19 protein-coding genes are annotated in these 18,883 nt (G+C 65.5%); 11 read left to right on the top strand and 8 right to left on the bottom strand.

All coding sequences use genetic code 11. The features are described 5' to 3' along the window. Positions 1-5: 5 nt before the first annotated feature. The 3 genes from CVV76_RS24645 to CVV76_RS08990 all read right to left on the bottom strand — a co-directional run bounded on the left by CVV76_RS24645 (position 6) and on the right by CVV76_RS08990 (position 3,583). Positions 6-1,910 (bottom strand): site-specific integrase, encoded by a 1,905-nt coding sequence (locus tag CVV76_RS24645; protein WP_146010274.1) that lies wholly within the window; start codon positions 1,908-1,910, stop codon positions 6-8. After that, positions 1,907-3,166, bottom strand: coding sequence for a tyrosine-type recombinase/integrase (locus tag CVV76_RS08995; RefSeq protein ID WP_102224301.1), 1,260 nt, complete (start codon positions 3,164-3,166; stop codon positions 1,907-1,909). Before CVV76_RS08995 ends, CVV76_RS24645 begins: the two co-directional genes overlap by 4 nt. Positions 3,167-3,322: 156 nt before the next feature. Then, entirely contained in the window at positions 3,323-3,583 is a 261-nt protein-coding gene (locus CVV76_RS08990; protein WP_102224300.1) for a DUF2312 domain-containing protein, read from the bottom strand. Positions 3,584-3,744: 161 nt separating this feature from the next. On the opposite strand from CVV76_RS08990, the gene CVV76_RS08985 reads away from it, so the two are divergent. Continuing rightward, positions 3,745-3,963: a hypothetical protein gene (locus CVV76_RS08985; protein ID WP_102224299.1), complete on the top strand. Its 219-nt coding sequence runs from the start codon at positions 3,745-3,747 to the stop codon at positions 3,961-3,963. 112 nt (positions 3,964-4,075) lie between these two features. Here the strand turns inward: CVV76_RS08985 and CVV76_RS08980 are convergent, their stop codons facing one another. From CVV76_RS08980 to CVV76_RS08970, 3 genes are all read right to left on the bottom strand, one after another. After that, entirely contained in the window at positions 4,076-6,178 is a 2,103-nt protein-coding gene (locus tag CVV76_RS08980) for a 3-hydroxyacyl-CoA dehydrogenase NAD-binding domain-containing protein (protein WP_102224298.1), read from the bottom strand. Positions 6,179-6,361: 183 nt separating this feature from the next. After that, complete coding sequence (locus CVV76_RS08975; protein ID WP_102224297.1) at positions 6,362-6,589, bottom strand: hypothetical protein; 228 nt, start codon at positions 6,587-6,589, stop codon at positions 6,362-6,364. Between the two features lie 127 nt (positions 6,590-6,716). After that, positions 6,717-7,082 carry a TraR/DksA family transcriptional regulator gene (locus tag CVV76_RS08970; protein ID WP_102224296.1) on the bottom strand — a complete coding sequence of 122 codons (366 nt, stop codon included), beginning with the start codon at positions 7,080-7,082 and terminating at the stop codon, positions 6,717-6,719. A gap of 186 nt (positions 7,083-7,268) precedes the next feature. Between CVV76_RS08970 and CVV76_RS08965 the strand changes: the two genes are divergently transcribed. Beyond that, a complete protein-coding gene (locus CVV76_RS08965; protein WP_102224295.1) occupies positions 7,269-7,712 on the top strand; it encodes a TIGR01244 family sulfur transferase in 444 nt (147 codons plus the stop codon). A 247-nt stretch (positions 7,713-7,959) separates the two neighbouring features. Here the strand turns inward: CVV76_RS08965 and CVV76_RS08960 are convergent, their stop codons facing one another. Next, a complete protein-coding gene (locus tag CVV76_RS08960) occupies positions 7,960-9,393 on the bottom strand; it encodes a mannose-1-phosphate guanylyltransferase/mannose-6-phosphate isomerase (protein ID WP_102224294.1) in 1,434 nt (477 codons plus the stop codon). A 155-nt stretch (positions 9,394-9,548) separates the two neighbouring features. Beyond that, positions 9,549-9,938: a RidA family protein gene (locus CVV76_RS08955; RefSeq protein ID WP_102224293.1), complete on the bottom strand. Its 390-nt coding sequence runs from the start codon at positions 9,936-9,938 to the stop codon at positions 9,549-9,551. A gap of 353 nt (positions 9,939-10,291) precedes the next feature. Here CVV76_RS08955 and CVV76_RS08950 point away from each other — a divergent pair, with 353 nt between their 5' ends. Genes CVV76_RS08950 through CVV76_RS08910 form a run of 9 tightly spaced genes read left to right on the top strand, consistent with a single transcriptional unit; the run spans position 10,292 to position 18,755 of the window. Further along, complete coding sequence (locus CVV76_RS08950) at positions 10,292-11,323, top strand: ABC transporter substrate-binding protein (RefSeq protein WP_102224292.1); 1,032 nt, start codon at positions 10,292-10,294, stop codon at positions 11,321-11,323. Beyond that, positions 11,324-12,154, top strand: coding sequence for an ABC transporter ATP-binding protein (locus CVV76_RS08945; protein ID WP_102224291.1), 831 nt, complete (start codon positions 11,324-11,326; stop codon positions 12,152-12,154). Positions 12,155-12,170: 16 nt separating this feature from the next. Continuing rightward, positions 12,171-13,040, top strand: coding sequence for an ABC transporter permease (locus CVV76_RS08940; RefSeq protein WP_102224290.1), 870 nt, complete (start codon positions 12,171-12,173; stop codon positions 13,038-13,040). Then, entirely contained in the window at positions 13,040-14,323 is a 1,284-nt protein-coding gene (locus CVV76_RS08935) for a cytosine deaminase (protein ID WP_102224289.1), read from the top strand. Before CVV76_RS08940 ends, CVV76_RS08935 begins: the two co-directional genes overlap by 1 nt. Then, positions 14,320-15,720, top strand: coding sequence for an FAD-binding oxidoreductase (locus CVV76_RS08930; protein WP_102224288.1), 1,401 nt, complete (start codon positions 14,320-14,322; stop codon positions 15,718-15,720). The genes CVV76_RS08935 and CVV76_RS08930 overlap by 4 nt, the downstream gene beginning before the upstream one ends. Continuing rightward, positions 15,717-16,298 (top strand): NAD(P)H-dependent oxidoreductase, encoded by a 582-nt coding sequence (locus CVV76_RS08925; protein WP_102224287.1) that lies wholly within the window; start codon positions 15,717-15,719, stop codon positions 16,296-16,298. Before CVV76_RS08930 ends, CVV76_RS08925 begins: the two co-directional genes overlap by 4 nt. Continuing rightward, complete coding sequence (locus tag CVV76_RS08920) at positions 16,298-16,984, top strand: NAD(P)H-dependent oxidoreductase (RefSeq protein ID WP_102224286.1); 687 nt, start codon at positions 16,298-16,300, stop codon at positions 16,982-16,984. Before CVV76_RS08925 ends, CVV76_RS08920 begins: the two co-directional genes overlap by 1 nt. Next, on the top strand, positions 16,981-17,955 hold the full coding sequence (locus tag CVV76_RS08915) for an isopenicillin N synthase family dioxygenase (protein WP_102224285.1): 975 nt from the start codon (positions 16,981-16,983) through the stop codon (positions 17,953-17,955). The genes CVV76_RS08920 and CVV76_RS08915 overlap by 4 nt, the downstream gene beginning before the upstream one ends. Further along, positions 17,952-18,755, top strand: a complete 804-nt coding sequence (locus CVV76_RS08910; protein WP_102224284.1) for a creatininase family protein — start codon at positions 17,952-17,954, stop codon at positions 18,753-18,755. The genes CVV76_RS08915 and CVV76_RS08910 overlap by 4 nt, the downstream gene beginning before the upstream one ends. Positions 18,756-18,883: the final 128 nt, after the last annotated feature.

The raw sequence follows: 18,883 nt of genomic DNA, 5'->3' as shown, positions 1-18,883 counted from the left end.
GAAATTTACGCAACCGGAGGAAGCGAAACGCGGAAACGAGATGAGTTCTCCACGATTCCCCGCGGAATTTCCTTAATCAGGCTCTCGAGGTCTTGGAGAACGGGTGCCCAACGTTCCACCCAAGCTTCGCCCGAGGCAACACCTCTCTTCCCTTCGACGATCGCACGACGAAGGGCGAGGTAGTATGCCGCAGACTGCGGATCGCGGGGACGTGAGAGCATCAATGGACACGAGGGACACTCACCATATGCGGAGCAGAGCTTCCCCCTCGTTTGCCCATGGCGAGGACTGTCGAAGGGATCCAGGCACCCAAAACCTCGAGTGGCCGCTGGCGCATCACGCGGGTCCTTAAGACCGCGAGGATCGCTTTTTCCTCCCGTCGTTGCCCAACGCATCACCAATTCTTGTGTAGCACCAATACGATCCTGACCGTGACTGCGCACCCAACCCGACGTGTAGTGTGTTCGAGTAACATTTGCGCTCTTGTGTCCCATCCGTTCCTTTACCGCCAGAATATCCCCGGTTCTTTGATACTCTACTTCGGCTTCAGTCGCGCGCAGCATTCTCAAGTTGAAAGGCGGGAGATGAAATCGCTTGCGAAAGTCATCGAATGCCTTTGGGGTAATCTTTGTTGTCTGTCCGTCATGCGAATAGAAGCTACTAACCCTCACATGTGCATGGAGCTGCGCAGAAATGAACAAGAGGTCCCTGTCGAGAGGGTCGGCCAACGGCCGCGCTCTCGCAGTGATCGCCTTCAGAAGATCCAAAATGTCTGAAAGCCCACCGACGACCCCGTACTCGGCCGGAAGATTGAGCGATGCCAGATCCACCTCATGGGTGCTGGTTTGTGCCGCCCCGGCTCTCGGCTTTCTCCCTGTAATGCTTATTTTTTTCTTATCATGCGCCTCTCGAATATTCGACCAAACCAAGCCAAGAACGGTTGACGGGTTAAATGCCGTGACAATTGCAAGAAGAATTACAAACGGCACCAAATCTTCGTTGGCTGCATAGAGCATCTTGCGAATTTCGCCGAGTCCACCATGCTCCTTTCCGATAGCTGTCATCAGCGCAGAATCAAACTCTCTCAACTCAACAACCGAAATGAGATGATCATGTGTGTACCCATCCACGGCTGCAGCACACACGCTCATATCACTGTAAAGAGATTCATGGGATCCAAGAGGTGCAAGCCTCAGCCGTGCTTTTCCGCTACCTATCAACGCTTCGTTTTCATGATACCGCTCTCGGATTTCTTCAATCGCAGCGAGGCAGGCCTGAGTGATTTGAAGCCGCTGCTCAGGCCTGAGAACTGGCGAAGGAATAGACTTTCGACTGCTTGCTGGCCAAGGCCTTACCGGAGCTCCAGAGCGAAAGAGAATATGCTCCGCAACTGACTGACGCTTGGGAACATCGAGAAGCGCACCGACAGTTAATTGAAAAATATTAAAATATTGCTGACGCGTCCTCGGAGCAAGAGGCTCGCCATCTGTCTGAGGTGCATTTAGCCAAGAAATAAGAGATGACCAGAAAACCTCATCAATCTGCTCAGGCGGCCGCGCGGCATCTACCAAGAAAGAGGCCAGCCGACAAATATTACCATATTCACTATATGCGGTAATTGGAGATACTGTTTCTGATCGAATCCGAAATCCTTCAATCAATATAGATGCCCACTCAGGTACACTCAAAAGCGGCGAAAAATCATACTCCTTTTTGATCTCGCCTCTTTGAAATATAACGCGCAACCTGGGCTGGCCGGTCACCGGATGCGGGCTATCATCAACACGACTGCTAGCGAGATCAACCAGACTTTCAATCGGGTTGCCAGCCGCAATCTCGCCCGATGCATTGCGAACCCGAGCTTGACGAACAACTGAGGCGGCTGGATTTACTTTCTTCCGACGACTCATGAAAACAGCTCCCGAAATGCTGATGCCGTTCGCCGCGAAGACCACACGGACACGTGTCGAAGGTAGTAATCCATCGTGGTTTTGGCAGAAGCATGCCCAAGCTGAAGTTGAATATACTTCCACCTTTCGACATCATCAAAACCTGCCGCAGCCATGCTATGATATGTCATGACTGCGTAGGTATGACGCAAGCAATGGAGGCTGTATTTAGGACGAGAAACGAACGCGATTTCATCTTTTTCGGGATTTCTCCGCTCTGACTTCTCCACCAAACCACAAGAATTGCAGGCTCGCTTTATAACGAGATCAATTCCTGTCTTACTGATGGGCTTTCCTGCGAAACTTTTGGCCCTTTCACCATTCAAAAGAAGCTGGCCTTCATGTGCCCACCGCCCACGACGAGCGAGGGCGCGCTTTCGCTCCCCTGCGATATAGGCTTGGATGTCCTCTACCAACCAGGCAGGAACGTCGACACGCCGCGTCTTCCCCCGTTTGCCAAAGACCGATATCTTATGGTGTTCGCCAAGATATGCCGGATCGACCACGATACTCTCAAATGGATAGATCTTCAGTCGGAGCATCTCATCGGCCCTTAGGCCCACCGCCCATCCAAGAGCCAACAGAACAAAGTCTCTGTCGCTTCCAGCGGCATCCTCGTCCGAGCGCTCAGACGGCCGCGGCCCCGCCCATCGGATGAGATGCTGCAATTCATCCTTGCGGATCACCCGCACCGTATCGTCCTGCGACTGCTTCGGAAGAAATTTTCGAGACGACGCGGATTGTCGATCTGCCACACCTCTTCGCGAGTGAGCGAGCATATCGGAGTCTATCCGAACATGCTGAATCGCGCTCACTGAGGAATATGAATTGAGAATATCTCCCTCATATGAGCCAGAATGCTGCGCGTGCTCCAAGAAAGAGAGAATGAATGTCATCCTGGTTCGCACCGTCCCCGGCTTATAGTGCCGCCCGGTTTGTGGCGAAATTCCAGAGAGATATGCATCACGATAGGCGATAAGATCTTGTCTTAGCGCGTATTTCCAATCCACGGAAGCCGCGGAGCAGTAATCGAGCCAGGTGACCACACTTCGGGCAGCAGTATCCCACGTGCCCATCGACCGCGACTGCGGCACGACCTCTTCGTTGAGCCATCGGCACGCAGGCTCGTGCAATACGTCTTCGCACCAGATGGCCGGATGCCCCTTGGGGAGTGGAGACGAGACCCCATCTCCCAAGACGACGAAGTGGCTGTTCATTTGGTCCGTTCCTGCGAATCTGAGCCTCCGCAAAGAGTCGCCGCTAACCTGTTAAGAAACCATCGCTTTCTTAACAAGATGAACAGTTCTTGATGTTGCCTCATAGAACCTGAGCGCAGGAGGTTGGGCCAAGAAAACAAGGCCCAACCCAAAGCCTCAGATCATATTTAAAGCGGCCTTATACATTTCCAGCACCGCCTCTTCCTCGGCGATGTCGTCGGCGTCGCGCTTGCGCAGGGCGATGACCTTGCGGATCACCTTGGTGTCGTAGCCGCGGCCCTTGGCCTCGGCCATGACTTCCTTCTGCTGCTCGGCGATGTCTTTTTTCTCTGCCTCCAGATGCTCGTAGCGCTCGATGAACTGGCGCAGTTCCTCGGCGGTGACGTTATACTGGGCGTCGGCGACGGCATCGCTCATGTCGGTCTCCCGGGACTCTGTGGCGGCAAAGGCCCCCTTCCCTACCGGCAGCGCGCGGGGCGTTCAAGCCTGCCGATGCGTCGCCGCATCCCTTGCCAGCCCGGCGGCGGCGCGCTAGGCGGGGAAGCGCCCGGCGGTCCGGGCGATGGAGGAGATCCGGCATGGAATGGGTGATCGTCGCAGGCGCGGTGATGTCGGCGCTTGGCCTCGCCGGGGTGATCGGCTGCATCGTCGCCACGCTGAAGGCCCGCCGCGCCGGCCTCGACGACGCCGCGATGCGGGCGCGGCTGCAAAAGATCGTGGTCTGGAACATGGCCGCGCTCGGCCTGTCCATGCTGGGGCTGATGATCGTCGTCGTGGGCGTCCTGCTCGCCCGTTAGACCACCCGGCACCGCGATCCGACACGGCCACGGCCGTCACAGCCAGAACCGCCCCCGGGAAAATCCTTGATTTTCCTGCCAAATTCCTTCGAAGGAATTTGCAAAAGTCTTCTCAAGACTTTTGCGCCTCCTCCGCGTTCATGTCGTCGAAATGCCGGCCGTTCTTGATCATGTCGTTGAGCATCGGCGCCGGGGTCCAGAACGGTTCGTCCGCCGCCCAGCCGCGCAGCGCGTTGCGGACCTGCAGGATGCCCAGCCGGTCCGCCGCCTTCATCGGCCCGCCGCGCCAGCGCGGAAAGCCGTAGCCCGCCAGCATCACCACGTCGATGTCCGACGGGCGCAGCGCGATCCCCTCGGCCAGGATCTTCGCCCCCTCGTTGACCATGGCGAAGAGGCAGCGTTGGCGGATCTCGACCTTGCCGAAGCGGCGCGGCTCGATGCCCCTGGCGCTGCGCTCGGCCTGAAGGATATCCGCCACGGCAGGATCCTCCTCGGGGGTGCGGCTGCCCTCGGCATAGCGGTAATAGCCCGCCCCGGTCTTCTGGCCGAAGCGCCCGGCCTCGCACAGCCGGTCGGCGATGGCGACGTAGCGCTGCGCCGGGTCGCGACTGTCGGCCAGCCGCTTGCGCCGCGCCCAGGAAATATCGAGCCCCGCCATGTCTGCCACCTGATAGGGGCCCATCGCGAAACCGAAGTCGCGCATCGCGGCGTCGACCTCGGCGGGCGCGGCACCCTCTTCCAGCAGGATATCCGCGGCCATGCGGTAGGCGGTGAGCATGCGGTTGCCAATGAAGCCATCGCAGACCCCGGCCCTGACCGCGACCTTGCCCAGCCGCTTCGCCAGCGCGAAGCCGGTCGCGACGACCTCGGGCGCGGTCTTCGCGGCCGCCACCACCTCGACCAGCCGCATCGCCTGCACGGGCGAGAAGAAGTGCAGTCCGACCACATCGGCCGGGCGATCGGTCACCCGCGCCAGGTCGTCGACGTCGAGGTAGGAGGTGTTCGTGGCCAGCACGGCGCCCGGCTTCATCACCCGGTCCAGGTCGCGGAACACGCCGGCCTTCAGCGCCTCGTCCTCGGTCACCGCCTCGATCACCAGGTCGGCCGCGCCGAGCCCCGCCAGATCGGTGGTGCCGCCCAGCCGGTCCCATTCCGCCTCGCGCGCATCGGCGCTCAGCCGGCCGCGTTTGACCGCGCGCTCGTGCAGGTCGTCGATCCGGCCAAGGCCCGCCGCCAGCCGCTCGCGGTCGGCCTCGACCAGGGTCACGTGCAGCCCGGCGCCAAGAAGCGCGGTGGCGATGCCCGCCCCCATCAGCCCGCCGCCGACAACCCCGGCCTGCGCGATCTCGCGCGGGGTGGCGTGGGCCTCTGGGATATGCCCGGCCCGGCGCTCGGACAGGAAGGCGTGGCGCAGGCCGGCCGAGGCCTCGGAGGCCACCAGATCCTCGAACGCGGCCCGTTCATAGCCGAGGCCGTTCTCGAACGGCAGGAGGAGCGCGGCCTCGACGCAGTCGATGATCCGGCCCGGAGCCGGCAGGTTGGGGTCGCGCTTGACGGCGCGAGCCGCCCGGATCGCCGCCTCGTAGCCGATCGGGTCGCGAAAGCCGTCGCGGCACTCCCCGCTGCGCCGCAGGGGCTTGCCCTCCTCGACCAGCATCCCGGCCAGCAGGATCGCCTGTTCCAGCAGATCCTCTTCGACCACGCCGTCGATCAGCCCCATGGCCATCGCCGTCGGCGCGTCGATCGGCTTGCCCTCGATCATCAGGGTCAGGGCCTCCTGCGCGCCGCACAGCCTGGGCGCGCGCTGGGTGCCGCCGGCGCCGGGCAGGATGCCCAGGTTCACCTCGGGGAAGCCCACCTTCGCCGAGGCGAGTGCGATCCGGGTATGGCAGGCCAGCGCGACCTCGAACCCGCCGCCAAGCGCAGTGCCGTGCAGCGCGGCCACCACCAGCTTGTCGCAAGCCTCGATCCGGTTGCAGAGGTCGGGAAGCCACGGATCCGCCGGCGGCTTGCCGAATTCGCGGATATCGGCACCTGCCGGAAAGGTGCGCCCGGCCGCGTGGATCACCACCGCCTTAACGCCCGGATCTTCGGCCGCCCCGATCGCATCCCACAGGCCCTGCCGCACCTCGGCCCCCAGCGCGTTCACCGGGGGGTTGTCGATGGTCACGATCATGACCCCGTCCTGGGTTTGCCAGCTTACTGCCTGTGACATCGAGCCCCCGTCCGTGCCGTCAAATCTTTGACGCCATTAACAAGAAGGCTACCCGGCTTGGCAATCCCCAGCACGAATCACCGGCGGTGGCGTGCCCGTCCTGCCCGCTTCGCGCCAGTCTCGGATCCAGTCTCGGGTCTGGCCTTGGCCCCGGGCCCGAGCCCGGCCCCAGTGCTTGCGCCGTCAGACCGGCATGTTGTCGAAGAACGCGTCCTCGGCCTCGTCGCTGTCTCCCGGCGGCTGCAGGCCGGCGGGCGGCATCAGCCGTGACAGCGTCTCAAGCTCGCCGACCACGAACCGCAGCGCCGGATCGCGCAGGGCATCGGCCGCCCCGCCCTCCTTCACGGCGTTCGCTCTCTCGGGGGTCTCAGCTGCGGGCGCCTTGCCCGTGGTCTGAAATCTTGCGCTCATTGCATCCTCCCTTGTGGTGCGTGACATTTCCGGCGCCGGACCGGCGGCGGATCCCTCCGCCCCTCGCCCCGGCAGGATGGGGCCATTCCATGACGGCCCTGCGACACTGGTCCCGCCGCGGCGGCCATCAATGCGTCGGCCCGCTTGCGGCCCGGGCGCAGGCGCTGCAAAGCGGCGTATCGGGCAGAAGGTCGAGCCGCCTCGGGTCGATCTCGGCGCCGCAGCGCATGCAGGTGCCGTAATCGTCCTCGTCCATGCGCTCCAGCGCGGCACGGATCCGCATCGCCTCGGCCCGGGCGCTGGCGCCCATGCCCTCGAGAACCTCGTCCTCCTCGCGTTCGGTGGCCATTTCCTCCCAGTCCTTCGACTGGTGCTGGCCGAGTTCGTCGCGGATCGCCTCGATCCGCTCGGTCAGCGCGGCAAGCCGCGTCTCAAGCTGCGACCTGCGTGCCGCGAACGGGTCCTTGGGTTTGCTTTCCGGGGCCGTGGCCATGCCATCCTCCTGCGTCCTCATGGCCCCGGACGGTAAACAGGCTACACGATTCGGGCCTTGACGCAGGTCAAGACCCGGGGCGCGGGCCGCGAGGTGGCAAAAACCGGCCGACATTGCACCCGGCGGGGCGCTGCGCCTAGTATCGGACCCGAACAGATCCTCAGCCAGCAGACCGGAGGCCCCGCCATGGACATTCGCCAGATCGCCGAGACCTACGCCGTATCGCCCCAGATCGACCCGGGCGACGTGGCCCTGATCCGCGAGGCCGGCTTCACCACGCTGATCTGCAACCGTCCCGACGCCGAGATCGAGCCGACGCACCGCGCCGCCGCGATCCGCGCGCTGGCCGAGGCCGAGGGGCTGCGCTTCGTCGAGAACCCGGTGCTGCCGGGACAGCTGACCATGGACAACGTCAAGACGCAGGACGCCGCCATGGCCGAAAGCGCGGGGCCGGTGCTGGCCTATTGCGCCTCGGGCAACCGCTCGACCATCGTCTGGGGGCTGTGCCAGGCGGGACGGCAGCCGACGGATGCGCTGGTCGCCGCGGCGGCCGCGCAGGGCTACAACCTCGAGGTCTGGCGCCAGCAGCTCGATGCACTGGCCGCCCAGCGCGGCGGCGCCGCCGGCTGAACGCCTCTGTCCGGGCGGGAGGGCCTTTGCCGGCGCGCTCGGGCAGCGCTTGGTCCTCCCGAAGCGTCGGGCCCCCGCGTCGGGCCCCCGCGTCGGGCCCCGGGATCTGTCCCGACGCGGACGTCAGACGAAACGCACCGGCTACCGGCCCCGCAAATGCGAAAGGCCCGGAGGTTTCCCCCCGGGCCCGCATCGCAAACGGTCGACCGATCTCAGCCTCTGAGGATCATCTCAGGCCGCCGAAATCTCAGCCCTTGGCGCCCTGGCCGCGGGAATAGACGTCCTCGTAGCGGATGATGTCGTCCTCGCCGAGGTAGCTGCCGGTCTGCACCTCGATCAGGACCATCGGCACCTTGCCTGGGTTCTCCATCCGGTGGATCGCGCCAAGCGGGATGTAGACCGACTGGTTCTCGGTCACCAACTTCACCGTGTCGTCCACCGTGACCTTGGCCGTGCCCTGCACGACGATCCAGTGTTCGGCCCGGTGGTGGTGGCTCTGGAGGCTGAGGGCCGCACCCGGGTGCACCACGATCCGCTTCACCTGGAAGCGGTCGGCCAGCGCCAGCGTCTCGAACCAGCCCCAGGGGCGGTGATCCTTGGGGAAGGCCTCGGCCTGGCTCGCGCCCTTCTTCTTCAGCGCCGAAACGGCAAGCTTCACATCCTGCGCGCGCGACTTGTGGGCCACGAGAACGGCGTCGGGCGTGGCCACGGCCACGATCCCATCGAGGCCGATCCCCACCAGTTCCAGGCCATCCGCCTCGGACCGCAGAAGCGTGTCGCGGCAGTCGATCTCGGTCACCGGGCCGGAGACCGCGGTGCCATCGGCAGTATGTTCCATCTCGCGCGCCACGGCGTCCCAACCGCCCAGGTCGGACCACGCGCCGGTATATGGCACGACCGACAGGTTGCCCGCCCGTTCCATCACCGCGTAGTCGATCGATTCCGCCTCGGCCTCGGCCCAGGGGCCGGGGGCGAGCCGCAGGAAGCCGAGATCGGCTTGCGCCTCGGCCAGCGCGCGGCGCACCGGGCCGGCGATCGACGGGGCATGGGTGTCGAAGGCGGCCACGATGTCCTTCGCGGCGAACAGGAAGATCCCGGCGTTCCACAGGAAGTTCCCCGCCGCGAGCATCTTGGCCGCGGTCCCGGCGTCGGGCTTCTCGACGAAGCGCTTCAATTCGACCGGCGCGCCGGAGCCGTCGGCCGCCGCCGCCAGCTCAAGGTAGCCATAGCCCGTCTCGGGCCGGTCCGGGGTGATGCCGAATGTCACGATGCGCCCCTCGGCCACCGCCGGCAGGCCCTTCTCCACCGCGGCGCGGAAGGCCTCGGCATCGGCGATCACGTGATCCGACGGCGCGACCAGCAGCACGGCCTCGGGATCGGCTTCCAGCGCGTGCAGGGCGGCGGCCATGACTGCGGGTCCGGTGTTGCGCCCCTCGGGTTCGATCAGCACGGCGCCCGGGTCGATGCCGACCTCGGACAGCTGCTCTGTCACGATGAAGCGGAAGTCCGACCCGGTGACCGCGACCGGCGCCGCGTAGCCCGGCCCCGAGAGGCGCGTCGCGGCCTGCTGGAAGAGGCTGTTCTCGCCGACGAGCCCAACGAACTGCTTGGGGTAGCTCTTGCGCGACAGCGGCCAAAGCCGCGTTCCGGCCCCCCCGCACATGAGGATCGGCGTGATCATGGCTGGCAAATTCCTTTTCCTTTTCTTCAGCCCGCAATACCGGACAATCGATCCGGCCCCCGCGGATTCGCAGGCACCTTACCCTCTCTTCGGATCAAGGCAAGGCTGACAAAACCAATCCGCGCCGATCCGCCAGCGCTGTAACTTTCCCGCCGTCACGCCGCGGCGGCGGTCACTTCGACCTCCACCTTGAACTCCGGCCGGGTGAACCCCGAGACGATCACGAGGGTCGAGGCCGGCGGCACCGCAACATCGGCAAGCCAGGCGTCACGCGCCGCCATGTAGCCCTGCATATACGCCCTGTCGGTGACGAAGGCATTGATGCGGATCACGTCGCCCGGGGCCATGCCCGCCTCGGCCAGGATTGCCGTGATGTTGGCAAAGCACTGGTCGGCCTGGCCCCGCGCATCCTCGGCCAGGGTGCCGTCGGCCCGCAGACCAAGCTGCCCCGAGGTCACCACGAGACGGGTGCCCGCCGGGGCCTCGACCCCGTGAGAGTAGCGGGCGAAGGGGGCGGCGATGGTTTCGGGCGCAAGCGGGCGCATGGCTATCCTCCAGAACGGCAGACGAAGCGCTCCGGCCCGGCGGGCGGAGCGGCAGAATCGGAATGGCGGCCCAAGCCGCGGGCGGAGCCTGCCGGGGCCGGCAGCCGGGGACAATGGGGGGTCCGGCGCCCCGGTTCGGACGATGACAAATCAGGCATCCGCACGAAATGAATGCACAACGATACGGCAAGTGATGGACTCGCAGGCAGTCCTTGCCCCAGACTTCTGTTACCCGCCCGACCCCCGGCGTAGGCGGAGGAAAAGCGCCCCGGTCGCGACCCTCCGGAGAGCGCCGGGAAACAGCGCCGAGAGAGCGCGCGACCAACAGCAGAGACCGACAAGGAGGCTCTTCCATGACCAAGATCCACGCGACCCTCGCGGCCGGCGCCGTCAGCCTTGCCCTCGGCGCAGGCATGCTGGGCGCGGGCCCCGCGCTTGCCCTCGACAAGGTCAGCTTCGGCACCAACTGGCTGCCGGAGGCCGAGCATGGCGGGTATTACCAGGCGGTGGCCGACGGCACCTATGCCAAGTGCGGCCTGGACGTGACGATCGTTCCGGGCGGCCCGCAAGTGAACAACCGCGCGATGATGATGGCCGGTCGGCTGACCTTCAACATGGACGGCAACTTCCTGCAGCCGTTCCAGGCGCTGAAGGAAGGTATCCCGCTGGTCGTGGTCGCCGCCGATTTCCAGAAGGACCCGCAGATCCTGATGACCCACCCGGGCCGTCTCAAGGATTTCAAGGAGATGAAGACGCTGCCGAAGATCTTCGTCGGCGACAACGCCTATCAGTCGCTCTACCAGTGGCTGGAACAGGCCTATGGGCTGAAGGCGTCGCAGCGGGCGGTCTATACCTTCAACGCGGCCCCCTTCATCGCCGACAAGAACAGCGCGCAGCAGGGCTACGTCACCTCGGAACCCTACGCGGTGGAGAAACAGGGCGGTTTCAAGCCCGATGTCTATCTGATGGCGGATCTTGGCTGGAACACACCGGCCACGCTGGTCGAGGCGATGCAGTCGACGCTCGACAAACACCCGGCCTGGGTCAAATGCTTCGTCGAGGGTTCGGCCATCGGCTGGGCGAACTACCTTTACGGCGATCCGAGCAAGGGCAACGCGGCGATCCTCAAGGCCAACCCCGAGATGACGCAGGATCAGATCGACTATTCCATCAAGGCGATGAAAGACCACGGCATCGTCGACAGCGGGCTGTCGCTGAAGGAAGGCATCGGCGCGATGTCTGCCGACCAGATCAAGAGCTTCTACGAGAAGATGGTCAAGTCGGGCGTGGTCGACAAGGGCCTCGATATCTCCAAGGTCTTCACCACGAAATATTCCAACAGCGGTGCCTCGCTGCCGGTGAAGAAGAAGCTTACGGACAAGTAGATGTCGCTTGAGGGAACAGACGTGGCGGCGACGGACGCCGTCACGAAGGGGGGCGCCACGAACGAGGATGGCACGAGCGAGGGCGCGCCCCTTCTGACGCTTTCGGATGTGTCCAAGGTGTTCAACGGCGATCTCGTCGCGCTGAACGGCATGTCGCTTCAGGTGCGGGCGGGGGATTTCGTCTCCCTCCTCGGTCCCTCGGGCTGCGGCAAGTCCACTGCACTGCGGCTGATCGCGGGCCTCAGCCATCCCACCTCGGGCAAGATCGACTGGACCGGTGGTCAGGGCGCGGGAGACCTGGGCGTGGTGTTCCAGGAACCCACGCTGATGCCATGGGCCACGGTGGCGCAGAACGTCTGGCTGCCCTGGCGCCTGCGGGGAAAAAGCTATGCCTCGGTCAAGGACAAGGTGCTGGAGGCGCTGGCGCTCGTCGGGCTGGAGAAGTTCGCTGGCAGCTACCCGAGAGAGCTTTCCGGCGGCATGAAGATGCGGGTTTCCATCGCCCGCTCACTGGTCACCAACCCGCGGCTGATCCTGATGGACGAACCCTTTGCCGCGCTGGATGAAATCACGCGGCACAAGCTGAACAACGACCTGCTGGCACTGCGGGCCAAGATCGGCTGCACCATCATCTTCGTCACCCATTCGGTGTTCGAATCCGTCTTTCTGTCGAACCGCATCGTGGTGATGGCCGCCCGTCCGGGCCGGGTGATCCACGAGGTCGCGGTCGACGCCCCCTACCCCCGCGACGAGGAGTTCCGCACCTCGTCCGCCTATGCCGCCCATTGCCGCGCCGCCAGCGACGCGCTGCACGACGCGATCGGAGATTAGAATGGCGGAGACTAGAATGGCGGAGACCGAAGCCCCCAAGACCCGCCCCGGCACCAAGCGCATCATCGACCGGGAAGAGGCCGCCCGCGCGCGCCGCCGCCGCATCGAGAGCATCGGCCGCTGGACGCTGCCGCTGGTCGTGCTGGTGCTGATGATCGTGCTGTGGGACCGGATCTGCGTCTGGAATGATATCCCGAAATACATCCTGCCCCGCCCGGGGCTGGTGGCCGAAACCCTGTGGAACGACGCGCCGATCCTGTTCAAGGCGCTGCTGATCACGCTGCGCACCACGATCCTCGCGCTTCTGGTCGCGGTGATCGGCGGGGTGGGGCTTGCCGTGCTGTTTACGCAAAGCAAGCTGTTCGAGATGTCGTTCTACCCCTACGCGGTGGTCTTGCAGGTGACCCCGATCGTCGCCATCGCGCCGCTGATCTTCATCTACATCTCGTCGAAGATCGTGGGGATGCTGCTCTGCGCCTGGATCGTGGCCTTCTTCCCGGTGCTGTCGAACACCACGCTGGGGCTGAACTCGGCCGACCACAATTTGCGCGATCTTTTCAACATCTACGGCGCCACCCGCTGGCAACGCCTACGCTATCTGCAACTGCCCTCGGCGCTCCCGTATTTCCTGGGGGGCCTGCGCATCGCCGGGGGCCTTGCGCTGATCGGGGCCGTGGTCGCGGAATACGTGGCCGGCACCGGCGGCGTCGGATCGGGGCTTGCCTTCACGATCCTCGAGTCGTCCTATCGTCTCAACATCCCCCGGGTCTTTGCCGCGCTGATCCTGATCGCGGCCACCGGGGTGGTGATCTTCATGGCGCTGTCGCTGCTCAGCCATCTTCTGCTGCGCAAATGGCATGAAAGCGCCCTCAAACGGGAGAGTTGATGGATTTTCGCGTTCTGCCCAGCGGCGCTTATATCCTTCGAGACCTCACCGCCCCCGCCTGCCTGATCGGCCAACCCGGCGACCTGACCCGCCTCGACCTCGCGGTAGAGAACGGGCAGATCGTCGCCCCGCGCGAAGGGATGGAAGAGGTCCAGATGAAGGGGGCGATGGTTCTGCCCGCCTTTGTCGACATGCACACGCATCTGGACAAGGGCCATATCTGGCCGCGTTCGCCCAACCCCGACGGCAGCTTCATGGGGGCGCTGACCACCGTGGGCGCCGACCGCGTGGCCCGCTGGACAGCCGAGGATGTGGCGGCCCGGATGGAATTCGCCCTGAAATGCGCCTTTGCCCACGGGACGCGCGCGATTCGCACACATCTGGACAGCACCGCACCGCAGGACGCGATTTCCTTTCCTGTCTTTCGCGAGATGCGGGCGAAGTGGCGCGGCCGGATCGACCTGCAGGCCTCCTGCCTCGTGGGCATCGACGGTGTCTCCGACGACGGCCCCTATGTGCAGACCGCCGATATCGTCGCGGAAAGCGGCGGGGTGCTGGGCTGCGTCACCTATCCGGTGGCCGATCTGAAGGAACGGCTGCGCGCCTTCTTTGCCCTTGCCGCGGCGCGCGGTCTGCACACCGACCTGCATGTCGATGAGACCGGCGATCCTTCGGTCGCGACTCTGCGCGTGATCGCCGAAACAGTGTTGGAGATGGGCTTCGACGCCCCCGTCACCGTGGGCCATTGCTGTTCGCTGGCCGTGCAGGAAGACGCCGAGGCCAGCCATACGCTGGATCTGGTGGCCAAGGCCGGTCTGAACGTCGTCAGCTTGCCGATGTGCAACATGTACCTGCAGGACCGGGTGGCCCAGAACGCGCCGCCCCGCACCCCGCGCTGGCGCGGGATCACGCTGGTGCACGAGATGCGCGCGCGGGGGATCAACGTCAGCTTCGCCTCCGACAACACCCGCGATCCGTTCTATGCCTATGGCGACCTCGACATGATCGAGGTGATGCGCGAGGCGACCCGGATCGCCCATCTCGACCATTCCGCCACCGACTGGGTCCACGCCTTTCTGACCAACCCCGCCAGGGCCTGCGGCTTCGACGCGCCCTCCCTCGCCCCCGGCGCGCCCGCCGATCTGGTGATCACCCGCGCACGTGGCTGGACAGAGCTGTTCTCGCGCCCGCAATCCGACCGCATCGTGATCCGGGGCGGCAGGCAAATTGACCGCACCCTGCCCGATTACGCCGACCTCGACCCCTTGATGAGCACGCCATGACCCCGAACATCGCCGCCGCCAAAACCGCCCTTTCCCATATCGAGCAGGATGAAAGCCCCTCGGCCATCCGCTCCAAAAGCCGCGATTTCTTCTGGTATTCGCCGCTTCTTAAGAAATGGCTCGACCATGTGGAGGCCGATTTCGTCGTGTGCCCGGCATCCGAGGACGAGGTGATCGAGATCCTGAAGGTCTGCTATGCCCACGACGTGCCGGTCACCGTGCGCGGTTCGGGCACCGGGAATTACGGCCAGGCGATGCCGCTGGCGGGCGGCTGCGTCATCCACATGAAGAACTTTGCCAAGGTGAAGGAGATCCACCCCGGCCGCGTCATTGCCGAACCCGGCTGCGTGATCCGCGACCTCGATCGCGAGACCAAGGAGAAATCGGGGCAAGAGCTGCGCATGACCCCGTCCACCGCCGCCACCGCCACAATCGGCGGCTTCATCGCCGGCGGATCGGGCGGTGTCGGCTCGGTCACCTGGGGCGCGCTGCGGGATCTGGGCAACATCATCCGCCTGCGGGTGATCACCATGGAAGAGGAACCCCGCATCCTCGAATTCCGCGGCGAGGAGCTGGCCCGCGTCAGCCACGCCTATGGCACCAACGGTATCATCACCGAGGTCGAGGTGCCGCTGGCCCCGGCCTATGACTGGGTCGACCTCTTCGTCTCGTTCAAGGATTTCTCCGCCGCCGCGCGCTACGCCGCCGATCTGGCGAACCAGGACGGCATCCTGATCAAGCTCGCCTCGGTCTACGAAGCGCCGATGGCGCATTCCTACTTCCAGCGTGTCAAACCGCATGTGACGCCCGACGATACCCTCGTGGGCCTCATGGTCGCCCCGCATTCCATGGACGGGTTCGAGACCTTCACCGCGCGGTGGGAGGGGGCAGAGATCCTCTATCGTTCCGACGCACCGACGTGGGAGCGTGATCCGGGCCCGGTGTTCGAATTTGGCTGGAACCACACCACGCTAAGGGCGCTGAAATTCCGCCCGGAGATCACATATCTGCAAGTGCGCTACGGCTTCCCCCAGCATCTGGAACTGGTCGAGAAGGTGCGCGAAACCTTCGGGCAGGAGGTTCTGCAGCACCTCGAGGTGATGCGCGAGAACGGCAAGGTCATGTTCGCGGGCCTGCCGCTTGTCACCTTCACCACGGAAGAACGGCTTGAAGAGATCGTGCGCCTGCACGAGGAGATGGGTTGCATGATCTTCAACCCGCACCGCTACACGCTGGAGGAAGGCGGGCGCCAGGCCCATGATCAGCGTCAGCTCGACTTCAAGCGCGAGGCCGATCCGAAGGGTCTGCTTAACCCGGGGAAGATGATCGCCTGGGATCGCAGCGACTGGGACTATTCAAAACCCTACGAATACCCGGGGATGAAAGCCGCCGAATGACCCGCGCCCTTGTCCTTTTCGCACATCCTGTGCCCGACAGCTTCAACGCCGCCGTCCACGAGACGGTGGTCGCGACGCTCATGGCCCGGGGCTGGGAAGTGGACGATTGCGACCTGTACGCCGAGGGCTTCGACCCGGTGCTGAGCGCGGCGGAACGGCAGGGCTACCACGACCTCGCGACCAACATGATCCCCGTCGCGCGCCAAGTCGAACGGTTGATGGCGGCGCAGGCGCTGGTGCTGGTGTTCCCGGTCTGGAACATGGGGTATCCGGCGATCCTGAAGGGCTATTTCGACCGGGTCTTCCTGCCCGGGGTCTCCTTCGCCATGGCCGACGGCGTGACCCGGCCGAACCTGACCCATATCGACAAGCTCGCGGCCTGCGCGACCTATGGCGGCGCACGGCTGAAGACCTTCCTTGCCGGCGACCCGCCGCGCAAGGTGATCTCGCGCGCGCTGCGCTACACGACGCAGCCGTCGCGATTCCGCTACCTCGCGCTCTACGACATGAACCGCGCGACAGATGCCGACCGCGCCGCCCACCTCGGCCGGGTGCGGCGCGAGATGGAGGCGCTCTGATGCGCGCCCTCGTCGTCTATTGCCACCCCCGCCCCGACAGCTTCACCGCCGCAGTGCGCGACACGGTGCTGGAACGCCTTGCCGCCGCGCGGGCCGAGGTGCGCCTGATCGACCTTTACGCCAGCGGCTTCCGCCCGGCGATGAGCGATGCCGAACATGCGGGATACCTCGAGGTGCCGGCGAACCGCGCAGGCCTTCACGCCGATGTCGAGGCCCTGATGTGGGCCGACACGCTGATCTTCGTCTACCCGACCTGGTGGTACGGGCTGCCGGCGATGCTCAAGGGCTGGCTCGACCGGGCGCTTTTGCCCGACGTGGCCTTCATCATGCCGAGGGGCGAGGGCGACACGATCCGCGCAGGCCTCACGCATATCACGCGGCTGGGCGTGTTCACCACCTGCGGGGCCAGCCGCATGCTGACATGGTTCGTGGGCGCCCCGGGCCGGCGAACGCTGCTGCGCGGAGTCGCGCTGATCTGCGCGCCGAGGGTTCGCCGCGCCTTCGCCGCGCATTACCTCATGGACAGTTCCACCCCCGACAGCCGCGCGCGGCACCTCGCTCTCGTCCGCCGGCGGATGGACCGCCTGATCGCCGGCCGCGCGCCCGCGCCCCGGCCCCGCTCCGCCCCGCTGTCCGAGACGTTGCAGGACGCCCTCGGCGAGGCCACAGACAAGAGCCGCTCATGACCGACGCGCCCCTGATCCCCCTTCTCGACTGGTCGCTCTACTCCGGCGGCGCCGACCGCGCGGGCTTCGTCGCGGCCCTCGGGCAGGCCTGCCGCGAAACCGGGTTCTTCCTGCTGGAGAACCACGGCCTGTCCGAGGCCCTGGTCGCCGAGACCTTCGCCCAGGGCGACGCCTTCTTCGCCCTGCCTGACGCCGAGAAGGCGCCCCTCGACATCCGCCGCAATCCCCACAACCGCGGCTGGGCCTGCCAGGGCTCGGAGGCGCTGGACGAGCAAAGCGGCCAGATGGACCGCAAGGAGGCCTTCAACGTGGGGTTCGACCTTCCGCCCCGCGACCCGCGCGTGGTCGCGGGGGAGCCGTTCCGCGGCGTCAATGTCTGGCCCGCGCTGCCGGGGTTCCGCGAGACGCTGATGCGCTATTACGAGGCGGCGCTGAACCTGGGCGTCACGCTGATGTCCGCGGTGGCCGAGGATCTGTCCCTGCCGCCCGACCGCTTCGGGCCCGAGTTCACCGAACCGATGGCGACCCTGCGCCTGCTGCATTATCCGGCGAGCGCGGGAACCGGCGCGGGCACCGGGGACCGCACCGGGGAAGGCATCGGGGAAGGCATCGGCGCGGGGGCGCATACCGATTATGGCGCCCTGACCCTGCTGATGACCGACGGGGTTGCCGGGTTGCAGGTGAAGCCCCGTGGCGCGGACTGGCTTGACGTGCCGCAGGTGCCGGGCGCCCTTGTCGTCAATATCGGCGATTGCCTGATGCGCTGGACCAACGATACCTATGCCTCGACGCCGCACCGCGTGCTGGCGCCGAAGGCGCGCCGACGCTCCATCGCCTTCTTCCTCGACCCCAACCCCGACAGCGTGATCGCCGCGCTGCCGGGCACCGGGACGCCCCGCTACCCGGAGGTCACGGGCGCCGACTACCTGCGCGCGCGCCTCAACGCCACCTACACGCCGGAGCCGAAATGACCACAGACCAGACGCGGCGCCTCGACTGGGCCCAGTACCGCACCACCGAATTCGCCGCGATGGACCCCGCGACCACGATCGCGATCCTGCCCACCTGCGCGATCGAGCAGCACGGGCCGCACCTGCCCACCGGGACCGACACCATGATCGCCGAGGGCATGCTGGCCGAGCTGCGCCGCACTTGCCCCGACGACCTGAACATCCTGATCCTGCCGGTGCAGGCGGTGGGCAAGTCGAACGAGCATGTTCACGCGCCGGGCACCCTGACCCTGACCGCCGAAACCGCGCTGCGCGCCTGGACCGAGATCGGGCTTTCGGTCGCCCGGGCGGGCATCCGCAAGCTGGTGATCGTGAATTCTCATGGCGGCAACCTCGACCTCGTGTCGATCCTGTCGCGCGAACTGCGGGTGCGTGCCGGCATGCTGGCGGTGAAATGCCAGTGGAGCGGGTTCGACCGCCCCGAGGGGATGTTCTCGGCCCGGGAACGGGGATTCGGCATCCATGCGGGCGATTACGAGACCTCGCTGATGCTCGCCTTCCGGCCCGAGACGGTGGACATGTCGAAGGCGAAGGATTTCCGCTCCTCCGCCGAGACCGCGCCGATCTCGCCGATCGGGCCGCTCTCCTACGGCTGGGTCTCCTCGGACCTGAACCCCGAGGGCGCGGTGGGCGAGGCCCATCTGGCCACCGCCGAGAAGGGCCGTACGACCTGCGCCGCGCAGGTCGCGGGCTTCGTCGAGATGCTGCGCAAGGTGCGCGACCTGCCGCTTGACGGATTCGCCCCCACCCTGCCGGGCTGATCGCGGACCACCACGGGGGATTGCAGCGCCGCACCCACCGCATCCGCGGCTGTTCCATACCCTCGGCACCCACCGCATCCGCGGGGGTTTCACACCCCCGCACCCACCGCATCCGCGGGGGTTTCACA

The organism is Acidimangrovimonas sediminis (genome assembly GCF_002871005.1).
Classification (GTDB): domain Bacteria; phylum Pseudomonadota; class Alphaproteobacteria; order Rhodobacterales; family Rhodobacteraceae; genus Acidimangrovimonas; species Acidimangrovimonas sediminis.
This window is presented reverse-complemented; position numbering and strand designations above follow the sequence as displayed.

Coding starts and splice junctions, on each gene's coding strand:
- CVV76_RS24645 (WP_146010274.1), bottom strand. CDS start 1,910: ATGAGTCGTCGGAAGAAAGTAAATCCAGCCGCCTCAGTTGTTCGTCAA.
- CVV76_RS08935 (WP_102224289.1), top strand. CDS start 13,040: ATGGATTTTCGCGTTCTGCCCAGCGGCGCTTATATCCTTCGAGACCTC.
- CVV76_RS08925 (WP_102224287.1), top strand. CDS start 15,717: ATGACCCGCGCCCTTGTCCTTTTCGCACATCCTGTGCCCGACAGCTTC.
- CVV76_RS08975 (WP_102224297.1), bottom strand. CDS start 6,589: ATGAGCGCAAGATTTCAGACCACGGGCAAGGCGCCCGCAGCTGAGACC.
- CVV76_RS08995 (WP_102224301.1), bottom strand. CDS start 3,166: ATGAACAGCCACTTCGTCGTCTTGGGAGATGGGGTCTCGTCTCCACTC.
- CVV76_RS08940 (WP_102224290.1), top strand. CDS start 12,171: ATGGCGGAGACCGAAGCCCCCAAGACCCGCCCCGGCACCAAGCGCATC.
- CVV76_RS08945 (WP_102224291.1), top strand. CDS start 11,324: ATGTCGCTTGAGGGAACAGACGTGGCGGCGACGGACGCCGTCACGAAG.
- CVV76_RS08990 (WP_102224300.1), bottom strand. CDS start 3,583: ATGAGCGATGCCGTCGCCGACGCCCAGTATAACGTCACCGCCGAGGAA.
- CVV76_RS08920 (WP_102224286.1), top strand. CDS start 16,298: ATGCGCGCCCTCGTCGTCTATTGCCACCCCCGCCCCGACAGCTTCACC.
- CVV76_RS08985 (WP_102224299.1), top strand. CDS start 3,745: ATGGAATGGGTGATCGTCGCAGGCGCGGTGATGTCGGCGCTTGGCCTC.
- CVV76_RS08950 (WP_102224292.1), top strand. CDS start 10,292: ATGACCAAGATCCACGCGACCCTCGCGGCCGGCGCCGTCAGCCTTGCC.
- CVV76_RS08915 (WP_102224285.1), top strand. CDS start 16,981: ATGACCGACGCGCCCCTGATCCCCCTTCTCGACTGGTCGCTCTACTCC.
- CVV76_RS08955 (WP_102224293.1), bottom strand. CDS start 9,938: ATGCGCCCGCTTGCGCCCGAAACCATCGCCGCCCCCTTCGCCCGCTAC.
- CVV76_RS08970 (WP_102224296.1), bottom strand. CDS start 7,082: ATGGCCACGGCCCCGGAAAGCAAACCCAAGGACCCGTTCGCGGCACGC.
- CVV76_RS08960 (WP_102224294.1), bottom strand. CDS start 9,393: ATGATCACGCCGATCCTCATGTGCGGGGGGGCCGGAACGCGGCTTTGG.
- CVV76_RS08930 (WP_102224288.1), top strand. CDS start 14,320: ATGACCCCGAACATCGCCGCCGCCAAAACCGCCCTTTCCCATATCGAG.
- CVV76_RS08910 (WP_102224284.1), top strand. CDS start 17,952: ATGACCACAGACCAGACGCGGCGCCTCGACTGGGCCCAGTACCGCACC.
- CVV76_RS08965 (WP_102224295.1), top strand. CDS start 7,269: ATGGACATTCGCCAGATCGCCGAGACCTACGCCGTATCGCCCCAGATC.
- CVV76_RS08980 (WP_102224298.1), bottom strand. CDS start 6,178: ATGTCACAGGCAGTAAGCTGGCAAACCCAGGACGGGGTCATGATCGTG.